This window comes from Sedimentibacter saalensis (assembly GCF_007830175.1).
In the GTDB taxonomy this organism is placed as follows: Bacteria; Bacillota; Clostridia; order Tissierellales; family Sedimentibacteraceae; genus Sedimentibacter; species Sedimentibacter saalensis.
In genome coordinates, this window is the sequence record NZ_VLKH01000004.1 from 304,866 (window position 1) to 318,695 (window position 13,830).

Sequence of the window (13,830 nt, forward strand, 5' to 3'; positions counted from 1 at the left end):
TAATACATAAAAGAATGCATTAATGTCAAACATTAATGCATTCTTTTTTATTGTTTTTCTCTTATATACAGTGCATCCGGATTAATCCAGTAATTTATTCTATCTTCACGGGTATCCAAAGAAATGCTGAGATCCCTTAAAACAAGCATTACTTCAACTTCAGGAGTTTCAAATTTAATACTCATGTCATCAAGGGGCACTTTTTGCGAAGATTCCATGTTCCCAGGAGGATATTTTTCGATAATCTTGTCAATATATGTGTTCAAGTCATCTTCTATAATCGTTCTGCTGTTTAGCATAATTTTTAAATCCGGTAAATTGTCAGGAGGAGTATAGGTCCAATAAACATCATACGTTCCCCTTTTTCCTTTTACTGTTATTCCACCATCCTGGTTTTTTTCGTAATAATCCTGAAAGCTTACAGCCCAGTTATAGTTGCTCACATCAACCGCCACCTGCTCGCGATACAGTGAGGTGCTCATATAAAAACCTGGAGATCCTTCATAAAAATCATCAGGCTGAGGCCAGATTTGTTCAAATCCCATTTTTGATTTAAATGTATTGCTGTTCTGAAGATCTCTGTCAAACCATGATGGCAGCTTTGCTTCATTGGTACCTGCAAGGAAACTTACAGCATCAGTGATTGATTCCCTGACATTCTTATCGGGTTCAGCTGCTGCCGGAATCAATTTGTCGTCTTCAAGCATGCCTTCATTATTAAGAAGATTTTCAAGTCTGTTTATTTGGGCAGTTACAGGAAGTGCGTTGTATCCCACAAAAGGCAGGACCGTTATTGCAGCCAGAGAACAAACAACTGCAACAATTCCTATATGAGCTTTTGACTTTTTAATAATTAAAAGTATTGCTGCAAAGAGAGCTGCTACCCAAACCACAATAAAGAAATATTCAGTTGTTTTAAGTCCGTATTTTTGAAGCTGCAATACAAAAGCCCAGGCTTCAAAGGCCAGAATAAAAAGCACAGCCACAGGATAAACTTTTTTGTAAAATTTAGCTATAGCCGTTTCGTTGTGAGTGACCATTATGTGAAGCCATATTCCGCTTACTGCAAACGACGTTGCTATTGAAGAAAGTCGAATGAAATCTGCTCTCATTCCTCCTACGATTGTCTTCCCTGCCCAAAGCAATAGCACAACTGTCATGGCAAGGACTATGGGCACCATGATGTATTGAAACAACACTTCAACGAACTTTGGCTGTTTCTGGGCTACAGCACGGTGTTCATCAACATTACCCTTGCTGAAATCCGGAAAATACCCAAGAAAAATTGTGAAAGCTAAAAAACCGCTTATAGTTCCGATATACATGTAGACTTTGCTGCTCATTTCTCTGTAAAGCAGTGCTCTTATGGCCCCTGCAACAGCAGATGTTCCGCTCATAATAACTATGCCGTAAAGAATGGCAATAAAAAATGCCTTGTGCGTCATGAAATACGAATGAGCGAAATCTGATTGGTCTTTTGGGTATCCTGCCATTACAATAAATGTCAGGAAACTTATAAGCATTAAAACTCCTACCCGGGATGCTGCAATTATTGAAATAGTTTTATAACGGATTCCGGTAAATTCAGGGTCAGTTCCACCAAAAGCATATAAAAGCAGAAAAGCTGAAGCTGCAGCTAAAACACCAACAACATTTGCTGTCATGAAAGACTTTTTATCTCCTATGCGGCTTTTTGCAGCAGTTATTGCAGCCAGACTCAATATTGCTCCAAGTGCAAATGCCCAATGCAGGCAGTTAAACAGAAAATTGTAGGATTCCTGCTCAGGCCAGTCAAGATGAATCCTTACAATTGTAACCAGTGAAAAGGCCAGTGCATTTGCAATAGCAGCAGGAAAAGTTTGAAAAGATTTTACTGCACCCTTTTGAATTTGCGAAACAGCTCTTTTAAAAACATTCATAATTTTCACCTCCCGATCCAGCAATACTGTCTACTGATCTTTTTTCTTTTTCTTAATAAGCTCCGGCTGTGTCATAACTGGTCTTTCATAAGTTATGGGAACATATGTTGTTACATCATCTGTTTTTTTCTTTTTCTTTCTTTCTTCTTTTTTAATATTTTTATTTGCCATATTAATATCCTTCTTTCTTATATATTTTAAATTATTACTCCTACATTATACCATAAATGTTGAAACTATAAAATATTGTATTAATTATTAAAGTATTTTTAATATATTTACCCTGAATGCACTATCCTAAACAATTAAGTATACCCGCTTTTTTGCCATTAAATTTGTGAAGAAAATTAATTTAATTGTAAGTTTCACCGATAATGTGGTAAAATAAAAGCAATCAAGGTAACATGTAAAGGAGAACATATGAAAGAAATTAGCGGAGTAGAAAAACAAAAGAAACTGGTTAATGTTGTTTTGGATGAAAAAGATGTGCCGGTTCTTATAAAAGATATTGAAGAGATGGAATTTGAAGACACTAAGTATAAGAGCAAGGAAAAATTTGAATATGACAAAAAAATAATTCTAGAAACACCATGGAATGTAAATGTGGTTCTACAGAATAAAACAAGCAAAATTAGCGAAATAATCGACATTAATCTTCAAAGAAACGGAATTGAAGACGTAAGCTGCAAAAGGATATTTTCTGCACTCAGAGCAAAGTACAAATCTTCTCCTAACCTGGACGACAATGAAAGAGCAGAATTAATATAGCGGGATAACCGCTTATTTTTTTGTAAAGATTTAACAAAAAACCTGCCAAATAAGGCAGGTTTTTATACTTATAATCCTCTTCCAAAAAGCGGCTGGCTTTCTGTCTTCCTCTGAAGAATCATCTTCAGATGAGATTTTTCTTCCTTAAGTATGATTTCCATTTCATCCTTGGCAAGATCAGGATAAAGTCTTTGAAGTTCGGTCACAAATATTACAGCATCTCTTTCGGACTGTTCTGCCAGTTCGAATATCTGGCTCTTGGTAAATATTTTTTTTGCTTCTTCAATAAGTTTCTCATCAAAAAGAACATTGTTATCAACCAGCAAATCCATGTACTGTGCATCTTCATCATCTAAATCAACTTCTGCATTCTTTTCGAATTTTGTAAGCAGCGCATTGTAGATCTTTTCATGCCTTTCTTCGTCTTTAGCCAGCTTTTCGAAAAACTGCTCTCCAATTCTTACTTCAGCAGCAACAGCCCTGTATAATTTTGCAGCACTTGCTTCATTTTCAGCAATTGTTTTTAATAATTTTGTTCCATTCCATTTAACAGACATAATATTTCCCCTTTCAGATATTTTATCACTTTAAATTTATACCCGAAAAAATATTATTAAAACATCATTATAAGCTTTATGAAACGATAAAAACAGCTCTGCAAGTTAAAACTAATTTATATTATCCAATGCCTGTTTTATATCGTCAAGTATATCATCAATATTTTCAATGCCCACAGAAAGTCTCACAAGTCCAGGTGTGATACCTGCTGCAACAAGCTGGCTGTCAGTAAGCTGTCTGTGAGTGGAGCTGGCCGGATGCAGTACACATGTGCGTATGTCTGCAACATGGACCTCATTTGATGCAAGCTTTAAAGAATCGATAAATTTAACGGCATTTTCTCTGCTTCCTTTTATTGATAATGAAATTACACCGCTTGCTCCCTTAGGAACATATTTTTTTGCAAGTTCGTGATATTTATCTGTTGCAAGTCCCGGATAATTTACAAATTCAACTTTTTCAGATTTACTTAAATAATCCGCAACAGTCAATGCATTGCTGCAGTGTCTTTCCATTCTTACTGCAAGAGTTTCCAGTCCAAGGTTTAAAAGGAATGCTGCATTGGCAGAAGGATATGCTCCTATATCCCTCATCATCTGCACTCTTGCTTTTGCTATGTAAGCTGCCTTGCCGAAGTTTTTAGTGTACACAACACCGTGATAAGATTCATCAGGTTCTGTAAATTCAGGGAACTTTCCGCTTGTCCAGTCAAAGTTTCCGCTGTCCACAATTACTCCTCCAAGCTGGACAGCATGGCCATCCATGTACTTCGTGGTTGAATGGACTACAATATCTGCTCCAAATTCAAAAGGTCTGCAAAGAACAGGTGTTGCAAATGTGTTGTCAACAATCAGCGGCACATTATTTTTGTGAGCAATATTTGCAAATTTTTCAATATCAAACACAGAAAGTGCAGGATTAGCTATTGTTTCTCCAAAAACAGCCCTTGTGTTATCCTTGAACTCCTTTTGAATTTCTTCTTCTGTGGCATCAGTGCTTACAAAAGTGCACTCTATTCCAAATCTTTTTAAAGTTACAGCAAAAAGATTTATTGTTCCTCCGTATATTGTAGATACGCTGATAAAATGGTCACCGGCTTTAAGAATATTCAAAAGACTTATCATTGAAGCAGCTTGTCCTGACGTGGTGCACATTGCTCCCACTCCCCCTTCAAGGGCGGCAATCTTAGCTTCAACTGCAGCAACTGTGGGATTTGAAATACGTGAATACATGTGTCCTTCAGCACTGAGGTCAAACAGCTTTCCTATATGTTCAGTGGAATCATACTTGTATGTGGTTGATTGATATATGGGAAGAGCCCTTGGTTCTCCATTTTTAGGCTGGTAGCCTTCATGAAGCAGTTGTGTTTCAATTTTCATTTATTACCTCCGGTTGAATTTACTTTCCCATTGGATAATTGACATAGCGCAATTACAATGAAGGAATATATTGTTGAACATTATATCACGATGTGCAATTTTCATCAATATACATTTTAAAGTATTTATATGTATGTTTATGATGCCCATTTGAAATATATCATCCTAGAATCGCACACAATTATTTCCAGCTGATATTTTCCGGCATTCTTAGAGCCTGATGTTTTATAATTGGAACATTGTATTTTTCGCCAAGTTTTCTCACAAGATCCTTGTAACATCCCTTTAGTTTGTCGTGAAAAACAATGCCGTCAATTCCTCCTATAATTGATTCTATGCATGCGGAGAGTTTTTCCTCCCCTTGTTCATTTTCGTATTCACCTGAAACAAGCCACTGATTTGCCACAATATGAGAAATACCGAAATATTCTTTCCCATCGTTCCAGGAAGTGTGTACTGATTCGGCAAAATTCGGATCAAAATGAATGCCGCCAACACATAGTAAATTATGAAGCTTTATGTCATGGTCAAAAACATGCAACAGTGAACGAGCTAAAATGCTGCATGCCTGCTTGTTGCACCAGCTATCTTCTTCACTTCCCACTTCTATGTCAACCATGGGAACACTGTATTTAAGAATCAATTCCGGGTCGCCTGTTCCGTCATGGACTCCTGACCAATGAGTAGCTTCAGTTACTACCTTAAAATCTTCAAGTCCTATATCTTTTCGTATTTTTTCCATTGAAATCATTAGATTATGATTGTACAAAGGATTAGCTGGTCCGTAGCAGCCTGATGATACATCTCCTATTGTGTGAATTGTTAACACCCTTTCAGGCGCATTTGTTCCTTCATGCCATGTTACCATTCCTGACATATCAAAGTCACCAAAATATTTGTTCATATCAGGTAAAAATCTGGGATAATCACGGCATATAGCAATATCACTGGGAGCAAAATAATATTCATTGTTTTTTTCATCAGCATACTTCATCACTTCTTTTCCAGCAAAAGTAAAACCTGCTGGATGAAGATATCCTTCTTCTTGTAAAATATCCCACACAAGAAAGCTCACATGTCCCCAGTCTTTATGGTCACAAATATAATATACAGCTTTTCTTCCTCTTGTCATGGCGTTCCTCCCTATCTTTTCTTTTTATATTACTGCAGTTGCAATATTTTTTCAACATCATCATTATAAAAATATAATAATCTTAATCTCATTCTTAATCTCAGTAAAATCAATTTTCTCTGCATTGCATATATTATTGGTATATATAATTATATACATTCAGATGTGCAATTATAATACCGCTTACTACAAGGAGGTTAAAATGACCAACAAAAAAGCAAATAACCTTAAGCCGTACAAGGCTAATAATATATTGATTAAGAAAACAAACAACAACAAATCTGGTTATGTCAGAATAAGGACTGTTACAGAACTTGGAACAGTCCCCGTAGAAAATGCTTCTGTAACTATATTTTCCACACTGGATGAAACAGTTCCTCTGGACACTCATTTGTCAGATTCAGCCGGAAGTGTTCCCGTTTTCACGGTGCCGGTATCCTATGACTCGGAAGATATCAAAATGGATCCTGTATATTATTTTACAGAATATGATATAAAAGTATCTCATGAAAATTTTTATAATGTATTTATTTATGGCATACAAATTTTTCCTGACATAACAACAGATTTTGACATCAACCTTACAAAAATGCCGCCTGAAAGCATTCTTCCCAGCAGAGAGCGAATAATTCGAATTCCCAGAATAGATTTGTAATATAGCTTAATATAAATTTTTAATTAATAAAAACATCTTCAAAGGGAACTATATATTTGGAGGTGATTTTTTTGAAATTGAAAGAAATAATGTCAACTGACATTGTAAGTTTAAATCAAAATGATTCCATTGAAAGTGCAGCTCAGCTTATGAAGCAATACAATATCGGTTCAATACCAATAACCGGTCAAAATGGTGTAATCGGTATAGTAACAGACAGGGATATTACATTAAGGGCTGTGGCATCCGGTCAAAATACCAGCCGCCAGACTGTTGGAGAAGTAATGTCAACAAATATTGTATCCGGACGCCCTGATATGGATGTACATGAAGCTGCACGAATTATGAGCGAAAATCAGATAAGAAGGCTGCCGGTTGTTGAAAACAGAAGCCTTGTTGGAATGGTTTCACTGGGAGATATTTCAGTTGAGCCGGAACTTCAAGACAATGCAGAACAGGCACTGAAAAACATATCAAAACCAGCTGACAACTCTTTTATCTAAAAAAAAGAACAGAGAATTATTTCTCTGTTCTTTTTATTGCTATTGGAATGAAATTGCTCCTGTAGGACAGACTCTCAGACACTTGCCGCACTTAACGCACTTCTTAAGATCTATTTTAGGAGCTTCATACTTGTCCTGTGTCAACGCTCCCACCGGACACGCTCTAACGGAAGGACATCTGTGATTTTGCGGACACCTTGTCTTGTTTACCTTCAGAGTTTTATCTTTTAAATCCCTTGGATCCACTTCACTTTTTAAGAAAAAATCAAATAATGACATACTAACTCCTTTAAATAATTTTTCTAAATTATAACTGTTCATTATTTCTTTTTCTGTGATTTAATCACTTAAAGTTTGATACTATGGTATTAAGAGCTATCAGTTTAGAATATATGAATATTAAACATTTTAAGAGGGACAATACTGTCAGTATATAAGAACGGAGTGATTAAAATGCAGTGGTTTGAATTAACATTGAGGATTTTTGCATCCTACCTGGTACTTCTGGTGATGACTCGACTCATGGGTAAAAAACAATTGAGCCAGCTTACGTTTTTTAATTATGTAACGGGCATAACTATTGGTTCCATGGCTTCGTCCCTGGCAACAGACAACAGTCTGCAATTTGAACATGGAATATACGGTTTAATTTTATGGTCTTCATTGACCGTATTGATGGAATATCTCACTTTAAAATCAGTAAAAATAAGGTACTGGACAGATGGTCGTCCAACAGTCCTCATTAAACACGGCGAAATTGTAAAATCAGCACTTCAAAAAACCAGGTACAACATGGATGAACTTAATATGATGCTGAGAAAAATAAATATATTCAACATGGAAGAAGTTGACTATGCAATTCTTGAAAACAACGGTGATCTGACTGTTTTAAAAAAAGTTGAATATCTTAATTTTACAAAAATGGATTCAGGAAAATCATTTAAACCAAATAAAAGCTTCCCCACTGAAGTCATAAACGGAGGAAAAATCAACAAGGATACACTTAATGAAATGGGATTGGATATGAAATGGCTGGAATTTGAAATAAAAAAGAAAGGTTATAAATTAGAGGACATATTTTATGCTGAAATTGACAGCAGCACAGAACTTTTTGTCATGCCTGTTAACAAGGATGATTACTCATAGACAGCAAAAAAGTTATGGCATTTTGTCATAACTTTTTTTAATTTTGCGGTTTTTTATTTTTTATTGAATAATAACCTGCAATTGTAACTGCAAGTGAACTTAATGAATCAACAATGAAATCCTCCATTGTATCCATAAGGGCTGCGTGCCCTACGAGAATAGTTCCATCAGCCAGCATATACTTCTGCATATTTGTAGCTAAAATTTCATCTGCCAGAAACTCATATATTTCCCACACAGCACCGGAAGCCAATGCAAAACAAAAGGCAAATAAAGCCACAAAGAAAGGACTTAAGTCAATATGCGTGTGTTCGGAGTCATTTAGAAAACTCACAAGGCTGAATCCCAAGGCACCAAGCATTGCTCCGCTGAATGCATGAAGAATTGTATCCCAGTTTGGAATCAAGTAATAAAAATTTCGCACTTCCCCAAGATAAATTGCACAGTACAAAAATATAAAATACATTATTTCCATATTGTTAGGAATGTCTATGGATGCTTTTTTTTCAACTATTGAAGGTATAGCCATGACTACAATTCCAAGTATACACTGAAGCAGCATGAGAACATAGTCACTTCTTACTTTTTCGTACATTTCTGATGATGTTCCCGCAGGAGCGTAAATAATTTTAACTGTTGCATATACTATTGATAATAATAGGGACACAAATACCATTATGCCGACTATTTTTTTCCACTTGTCTTTATCTGACACTTTATTATTCATATAATACCTCTATATTATTATTAGATATTACAATATTCAACATCTAATAATATGATAGTTTATTTTCTGTTTTCGAAAAATCCTTTTTTTTGTGCTGTTTCAAGAGCTTTCACAACATTCACATGTATAGGGCCATTTCTTGTTATTTTAAATATGAAACGCTGTCCTTTGTAAAATTCTATTTCTCTTTCCCCGTCAAGAGCAATGGTGCCGCTGTCACCTGCCACATACTCGTACTCCTCATCAAGATTAAGAATAACCGGCTCACTTACAGAAACTTCTTCAAGCATTCCTGCTGCAATTGGAGCTGTTACCGTGCCCTTATCTGTGTTCACATCTAAATATGCTCCACAGTCATCATGCTGATGTATTATTTTCTTGCATCCTACAATAGATGAAAATCCAATTGAAGCCGGATGACTTCTTGTTACAAATATTTTTTCAATGCTTTCCATATCCCATATAGCTCTGGAGCCCACAAAAGGATCATTTGAAATTACTGCATCAACAAGTGCAATGTCAACGAGATTTGAATCCATGTATATTTCTATTCTTTTGTCAGTTATTGCATAGCTTTCTATTTCAAAACGATTTTGAGCAACTGCTGCAGCAGCCATTCCTGCAATTGTTCCCTCAAGCATTTCGGGATATGCGTTGTTTGTACCGGTTGATATGGCTATTAAGGGAGTTTTCTTAATTGCCTTGGCAATGGCCCTGTTTGTGCCGTCTCCTCCCAATGAAACAATACATCCCACATTATTTGATTCCATAAACTCCGCTGCATTGACCGTATCCTTCATGCTGTTGAAAGTAATAGTATCTGTTAAATCAATCTCACATTTTAATTCCTTGCTGGTTCTTAACTTATCTCTTACTTTAAGTCCCATTTTGTGAGAATCATTCATCATGTATACAGTGTCAACGCCCAATGATTGAGCTCCAAGCACTATTCTTTCCACAATATTAATTTTTTCACTGTTATCTATAACAGTGGCATGAGAAACCAGTCTCCTTATATCTTTTCCTGAAACAGGATTTGCTATTATGCCGATGGAAGTCATATTCCCTCCTATGTTGTATAAGTTTCTTACATATTATCACAATAAACTTAATATTTGCATAACTTTTTTAATTTATTCCATAATAAAAGCAACCTGTTTACAGATTGCATAGTTTAATGACAAAGTTGTTTCAATTAATATATTGGTAACTGTCAGTGAATTTGAAATCAAAGTTGTAGCGTAGAGCTACTGTAATAACCTCGGGCGGACACAAGATCCGCCCCCACAAATTGCCATATTAATTTTATTTTGGAATATGAATTGCATTTCCATATACTGCATGGGCTGCTTCAAGGAGGGATTCTCCAACTGTAGGATGTGCATGAATGGTTGAAATTATTTCTTCAACCGTGGCTTCTAGCCTTATTGCCAAAGCTCCTTCTACAATAAGGTCCGTAGCTCTGAGTCCTGACATGTGAAGACCCAGTATCTCGCCTGTAGTACCATCAGCAACATATTTTACAATTCCTTCTGTCTGTGCCTCTATCATTGCTTTTCCGTTTATATACATTGGAAAAACTCCTGTTTTTATGTCATAGCCCTTGTTTCTTGCCTGTTCTTCTGTAAGCCCCACCCCTGCCAGTTCAGGATGTGTATAAACACAGTATGGAATTGTTTTAAAATCAATGTCAGGATGCTTATTCATAATTGATTCAACGGCAACAATACCTTCTGCTGAAGCAACATGGGCAAGCATTACCCCGCCGTTGCAGTCTCCTACGGCATATATGTTTTCAATATTTGTCTGCATGAATTTATTGACAGAAACAGCTCCTTTTACTGTATTTATACCCAGTTCTTCCAGTCCCATGTTGCCAGTGACAGGTTTTCTGCCTATGGACAAAAGTACTTTTTCTGCTTCAAAAGATTTGTCACCGTTCTTTGAAGAAGTGTTCACAATAAGATTTTCTGCTGATTTGGAAATTGAAACAACTCTGGTGTCTGTGTATATTTCAATTCCGCTTTTTATAAATTTATCCCTGAGAGGTTTTACTATATCCCCATCCATGTTTGCCACAATGTCTGGGAGCATCTCAACTATTGTAACCTTACAACCCAATGTTCCATAAACCTCAGCAAATTCGGCTCCTATTACTCCTCCTCCTATTATGACCATGCTTTTTGGAATTTCCTGCAAGGAAAGAGCTTCATCGCTTGTAATCACCCCCGGAAGGTCAACTCCCGGCAAAGGAATTATCACAGGCTTTGAACCCGTAGCAATAATTGCATAATCAAAATCAACGGTCACAGTTGATCCATCCGCTGCTTTTACAAGTATTTGATTTTTGCTGATGAAACTTCCTTCTCCTGAGATTTTTGTAACGTTGTTGTTTTTAAAAAGATTTTCAACTCCAGCAACAAGTTTTCTTACTACTTTTTCTTTTCTTTTTTGAAGCTGTTTCCAATTGATTGTTGCATCAGATACATCTATGCCAATTTCCCTGCTGTCCTTTTTTATGGTTTCAAGCTGTTCAGCCGTGTGAAGAAGTACTTTTGTGGGTATACACCCTTTGTTCAGACATGTTCCCCCAAGGCGTTCTTTTTCAATTACAGTAACCTCCGCTCCCAGCTGAGCGGCTCTTATGGCTGCAACATATCCTCCGGGGCCTCCTCCCAAAATTGCTATTTTCATATTATCCTCCTTAAAGCAAAAGCATTCCTGGTTTTTCAATATATTGTTTCAATTTTGCCATAAACGAAGCAGCCACGGCTCCGTCTACAACTCTGTGGTCTGCAGTAAGGCTTAAATTCATCATGGGTTTAATTTTGATTTCACCGTCAACAACTCTTGCTTCTTCTTCAATTGTATTGACACCAAGAATTGCGACCTCCGGCTGATTGATAATAGGAGTAAATGATTCAATTCCAAACATTCCTATGTTTGTGATTGTGAATGTTCCGCCTGTTAATTCATCAGTTGTAAGTTCATTGTTTTTAGCCTTTTGACCCAAATTTATTATTTCCTTGGAAATGTCTTTTAGCCCCTTAACATTTGCATATTTTACAACAGGAACAAGAAGTCCATCAGGCAAAGCAACGGCAACACCCATATTAACGTAATTGCGGGTTATAATTTCATTGCCCTCGATAGAACTGTTCAAAAGAGGATGTTCAAGAAGAACCATGGAAACTATTTTTACAAGAATATCAGTGTATGAAACTTTGACTGTTTCTTTCAAGTCTTCCTTCAGCTGCTTCATGGCAGTTGTATCCACCTTCAGATTGTAATTTACCGTTGGAGATATCTGTACGCTTTCAAGCATTCTTTTGGCAATGACTTTGCGCATGGTTGTCATAGGCGCCCTTGTTTCCACTGGAGAAGCATATTTCATAAGCTCTTCGCTGAGCTTAAATTTAATTACATCGTCCTTCATGATGCGTGTTTCTTTTTGAATTTTGTTTGTGTCAACATCTAATTGTTCTGCAACAATTAAAGCTGTCGGAGAAACTTTTTTCTGTGAAGGCTTTTCAGCAAATGATTTAATGTCATCTTCTGTGATGGCACCACCCGGTCCTGTGCCAACAACAATTGAAATATCCACTCCCATATCCTGTGCTATTTTTTTTGCTCTTGGAGATATTTTTATTCTTCCTCCAGCTGCCGGAGCTTCGGATTGTGCTATGGATGGTGCTTTTATTTCTTTATTAGCAACGGCATCTACAGTTTCTTCCTTCTTCAGAAGATCTGATATGTCTTCATCTGAACTTCCTATAATTGCAACCGGTTCAAGGACATTTACAGTGCCCTCCTGCACAAGGATTTTTCTAAGTATCCCCGAAGACTTTGCTTCATAGGAATTTGTCAATTTGTCTGTTTCAACATCAAAAAGAACATCACCTGTATTTATTATATCTCCCTCGGATTTTTTCCAGTTTGTCAAAAATCCTTCGGTCATTGTCAGTCCCATTTTAGGCATTACTATATATTCAGCCATTTTACCTCCCAATATTATCTTGGAATAATCAAGATATTTAATTATTTAATAAAAAATCCGTTTTTCTGTGCAGTTTCAAGTGCCTTTACGGCATTAACATGTAAGGGTCCGTTTCTTCTTATTTTAAAAACAAAGCGCTGATCTGCCGAAAATTCTATTTCTCGTTCTCCGTCCAATGCAATAGTTCCCCTATTTTTGGTCATATACTCATATTCATCACTAAATTCAAGAATTACGGGTTCATCGACATATATTTTTTCAACAATTCCGGCAGCAATTGGCGCTGTTATGAAAGATTCACAGTTGTTCATGTCCACATATGCTCCGAAATCATCGTGTGCATAAATAATTTTTTTACATCCCACAACAGCAGAAAATCCTATAGAAGCAGGATGGCTGCGGGTTACAAATATTTTTTCTATTGTATCCATATCCCATATGGCTTTTGATCCAACGAATACGTCTTTGGAAATGACTGCATCAATCAGTGCAATGTCTTTCAGCTCATCATCCTTGTAAATTTCTATTACTTTATCCCTGGCAATGAAAAGACTGCTGTCATATTTTCCTGTTGCAACAGCAGCTGCTGCCATTCCCACAACTGTTCCTTCAAGCATTACAGGATATACATTATTTGTCCCTGTTGAAATGGTTATTAGGGGAGTGTTTTTTACAGACTTAGCCACTGCTCTGTTTGTTCCATCTCCTCCTAAAGTAACGATGCAGCCAACTCCTTTTTTTTCCATGTATTCGGCTGCATTTACAGTATCTTCCATACTGTCAGTGCGCATCATTTCTATTACTTCTATTTCACACTTCAATTCTTCACAAAGCTTTAGTTTATCTAAGACCCTGTATCCTATATTATAAGAATCAGGCATGATGTAAACTTTGTATACACCTAATGACTGAGCTCCAAGCACGATTCTTTCCACTATGTTTATTTTCTCGTTGTTGTCAATTACGGTTGCATGGGAAACAAGACGCCTTATGTCTTTGCCTGATGCCGGATTTGCCACAATACCTATGGAAGTCATCGCTCCTCC

At 36.5% G+C, this 13,830-nt stretch carries 15 protein-coding genes; 4 read left to right on the forward strand and 11 right to left on the reverse strand.

All coding sequences use genetic code 11. The features are described 5' to 3' along the window. Positions 1 to 47: 47 nt before the first annotated feature. Together LY60_RS09030 and LY60_RS18040 are read right to left on the reverse strand one after the other, a co-directional pair. Positions 48 to 1,919, reverse strand: coding sequence for a DUF4153 domain-containing protein (locus tag LY60_RS09030; RefSeq protein WP_145082602.1), 1,872 nt, complete (start codon positions 1,917 to 1,919; stop codon positions 48 to 50). Positions 1,920 to 1,949: 30 nt separating this feature from the next. Then, positions 1,950 to 2,090: a hypothetical protein gene (locus LY60_RS18040; protein WP_019229389.1), complete on the reverse strand. Its 141-nt coding sequence runs from the start codon at positions 2,088 to 2,090 to the stop codon at positions 1,950 to 1,952. A gap of 249 nt (positions 2,091 to 2,339) precedes the next feature. Between LY60_RS18040 and LY60_RS09035 the strand changes: the two genes are divergently transcribed. Continuing rightward, positions 2,340 to 2,687, forward strand: a complete 348-nt coding sequence (locus LY60_RS09035; protein ID WP_019229388.1) for a hypothetical protein — start codon at positions 2,340 to 2,342, stop codon at positions 2,685 to 2,687. A gap of 68 nt (positions 2,688 to 2,755) precedes the next feature. Here LY60_RS09035 and LY60_RS09040 read toward each other — a convergent pair whose 3' ends face one another. The 3 genes from LY60_RS09040 to LY60_RS09050 all read right to left on the reverse strand — a co-directional run bounded on the left by LY60_RS09040 (position 2,756) and on the right by LY60_RS09050 (position 5,756). Next, positions 2,756 to 3,244 (reverse strand): ferritin family protein, encoded by a 489-nt coding sequence (locus tag LY60_RS09040; protein WP_145082604.1) that lies wholly within the window; start codon positions 3,242 to 3,244, stop codon positions 2,756 to 2,758. A 111-nt stretch (positions 3,245 to 3,355) separates the two neighbouring features. Further along, entirely contained in the window at positions 3,356 to 4,624 is a 1,269-nt protein-coding gene (locus LY60_RS09045; RefSeq protein ID WP_145082606.1) for an O-acetylhomoserine aminocarboxypropyltransferase/cysteine synthase family protein, read from the reverse strand. Between the two features lie 181 nt (positions 4,625 to 4,805). Further along, positions 4,806 to 5,756, reverse strand: coding sequence for a D-aminoacyl-tRNA deacylase (locus LY60_RS09050; protein ID WP_145082608.1), 951 nt, complete (start codon positions 5,754 to 5,756; stop codon positions 4,806 to 4,808). Positions 5,757 to 5,958: 202 nt separating this feature from the next. On the opposite strand from LY60_RS09050, the gene LY60_RS09055 reads away from it, so the two are divergent. Continuing rightward, positions 5,959 to 6,411 carry a hypothetical protein gene (locus tag LY60_RS09055; protein ID WP_145082610.1) on the forward strand — a complete coding sequence of 151 codons (453 nt, stop codon included), beginning with the start codon at positions 5,959 to 5,961 and terminating at the stop codon, positions 6,409 to 6,411. A 71-nt stretch (positions 6,412 to 6,482) separates the two neighbouring features. After that, on the forward strand, positions 6,483 to 6,914 hold the full coding sequence (locus tag LY60_RS09060) for a CBS domain-containing protein (protein ID WP_145082612.1): 432 nt from the start codon (positions 6,483 to 6,485) through the stop codon (positions 6,912 to 6,914). A gap of 39 nt (positions 6,915 to 6,953) precedes the next feature. Here the strand turns inward: LY60_RS09060 and LY60_RS09065 are convergent, their stop codons facing one another. Then, entirely contained in the window at positions 6,954 to 7,193 is a 240-nt protein-coding gene (locus LY60_RS09065) for a 4Fe-4S binding protein (protein ID WP_145082613.1), read from the reverse strand. A 174-nt stretch (positions 7,194 to 7,367) separates the two neighbouring features. Here LY60_RS09065 and LY60_RS09070 point away from each other — a divergent pair, with 174 nt between their 5' ends. Continuing rightward, on the forward strand, positions 7,368 to 8,060 hold the full coding sequence (locus tag LY60_RS09070; protein ID WP_145082615.1) for a DUF421 domain-containing protein: 693 nt from the start codon (positions 7,368 to 7,370) through the stop codon (positions 8,058 to 8,060). Between the two features lie 37 nt (positions 8,061 to 8,097). Here LY60_RS09070 and LY60_RS09075 read toward each other — a convergent pair whose 3' ends face one another. The 5 genes from LY60_RS09075 to LY60_RS09095 form a co-directional block, all read right to left on the reverse strand. Next, a complete protein-coding gene (locus LY60_RS09075; RefSeq protein ID WP_145082617.1) occupies positions 8,098 to 8,787 on the reverse strand; it encodes a DUF2238 domain-containing protein in 690 nt (229 codons plus the stop codon). Positions 8,788 to 8,846: 59 nt separating this feature from the next. Beyond that, on the reverse strand, positions 8,847 to 9,848 hold the full coding sequence (locus LY60_RS09080) for an ATP-NAD kinase family protein (protein WP_145082619.1): 1,002 nt from the start codon (positions 9,846 to 9,848) through the stop codon (positions 8,847 to 8,849). 244 nt (positions 9,849 to 10,092) lie between these two features. Next, the gene (gene lpdA, locus LY60_RS09085; RefSeq protein WP_145082621.1) at positions 10,093 to 11,481 is read right to left on the reverse strand and encodes a dihydrolipoyl dehydrogenase; all 1,389 of its coding nucleotides are present in this window, start codon (positions 11,479 to 11,481) and stop codon (positions 10,093 to 10,095) included. A 10-nt stretch (positions 11,482 to 11,491) separates the two neighbouring features. After that, positions 11,492 to 12,784 carry a dihydrolipoamide acetyltransferase family protein gene (locus LY60_RS09090; protein WP_145082622.1) on the reverse strand — a complete coding sequence of 431 codons (1,293 nt, stop codon included), beginning with the start codon at positions 12,782 to 12,784 and terminating at the stop codon, positions 11,492 to 11,494. Positions 12,785 to 12,825: 41 nt separating this feature from the next. Next, the gene (locus LY60_RS09095; RefSeq protein WP_145082624.1) at positions 12,826 to 13,821 is read right to left on the reverse strand and encodes an ATP-NAD kinase family protein; all 996 of its coding nucleotides are present in this window, start codon (positions 13,819 to 13,821) and stop codon (positions 12,826 to 12,828) included. Between the last annotated feature and the right edge of the window lie 9 nt (positions 13,822 to 13,830).

Excerpts from the sequence above, each read along its gene's own strand:
- lpdA (WP_145082621.1), bottom strand. The coding sequence starts at position 11,481 with ATGAAAATAGCAATTTTGGGAGGAGGCCCCGGAGGATATGTTGCAGCC.
- LY60_RS09080 (WP_145082619.1), bottom strand. The coding sequence starts at position 9,848 with ATGACTTCCATCGGCATAATAGCAAATCCTGTTTCAGGAAAAGATATA.
- LY60_RS09095 (WP_145082624.1), bottom strand. The coding sequence starts at position 13,821 with ATGACTTCCATAGGTATTGTGGCAAATCCGGCATCAGGCAAAGACATA.
- LY60_RS09055 (WP_145082610.1), top strand. The coding sequence starts at position 5,959 with ATGACCAACAAAAAAGCAAATAACCTTAAGCCGTACAAGGCTAATAAT.
- LY60_RS09035 (WP_019229388.1), top strand. The coding sequence starts at position 2,340 with ATGAAAGAAATTAGCGGAGTAGAAAAACAAAAGAAACTGGTTAATGTT.
- LY60_RS09030 (WP_145082602.1), bottom strand. The coding sequence starts at position 1,919 with ATGAATGTTTTTAAAAGAGCTGTTTCGCAAATTCAAAAGGGTGCAGTA.
- LY60_RS18040 (WP_019229389.1), bottom strand. The coding sequence starts at position 2,090 with ATGGCAAATAAAAATATTAAAAAAGAAGAAAGAAAGAAAAAGAAAAAA.
- LY60_RS09090 (WP_145082622.1), bottom strand. The coding sequence starts at position 12,784 with ATGGCTGAATATATAGTAATGCCTAAAATGGGACTGACAATGACCGAA.
- LY60_RS09050 (WP_145082608.1), bottom strand. The coding sequence starts at position 5,756 with ATGACAAGAGGAAGAAAAGCTGTATATTATATTTGTGACCATAAAGAC.
- LY60_RS09045 (WP_145082606.1), bottom strand. The coding sequence starts at position 4,624 with ATGAAAATTGAAACACAACTGCTTCATGAAGGCTACCAGCCTAAAAAT.
- LY60_RS09070 (WP_145082615.1), top strand. The coding sequence starts at position 7,368 with ATGCAGTGGTTTGAATTAACATTGAGGATTTTTGCATCCTACCTGGTA.
- LY60_RS09040 (WP_145082604.1), bottom strand. The coding sequence starts at position 3,244 with ATGTCTGTTAAATGGAATGGAACAAAATTATTAAAAACAATTGCTGAA.
- LY60_RS09065 (WP_145082613.1), bottom strand. The coding sequence starts at position 7,193 with ATGTCATTATTTGATTTTTTCTTAAAAAGTGAAGTGGATCCAAGGGAT.
- LY60_RS09075 (WP_145082617.1), bottom strand. The coding sequence starts at position 8,787 with ATGAATAATAAAGTGTCAGATAAAGACAAGTGGAAAAAAATAGTCGGC.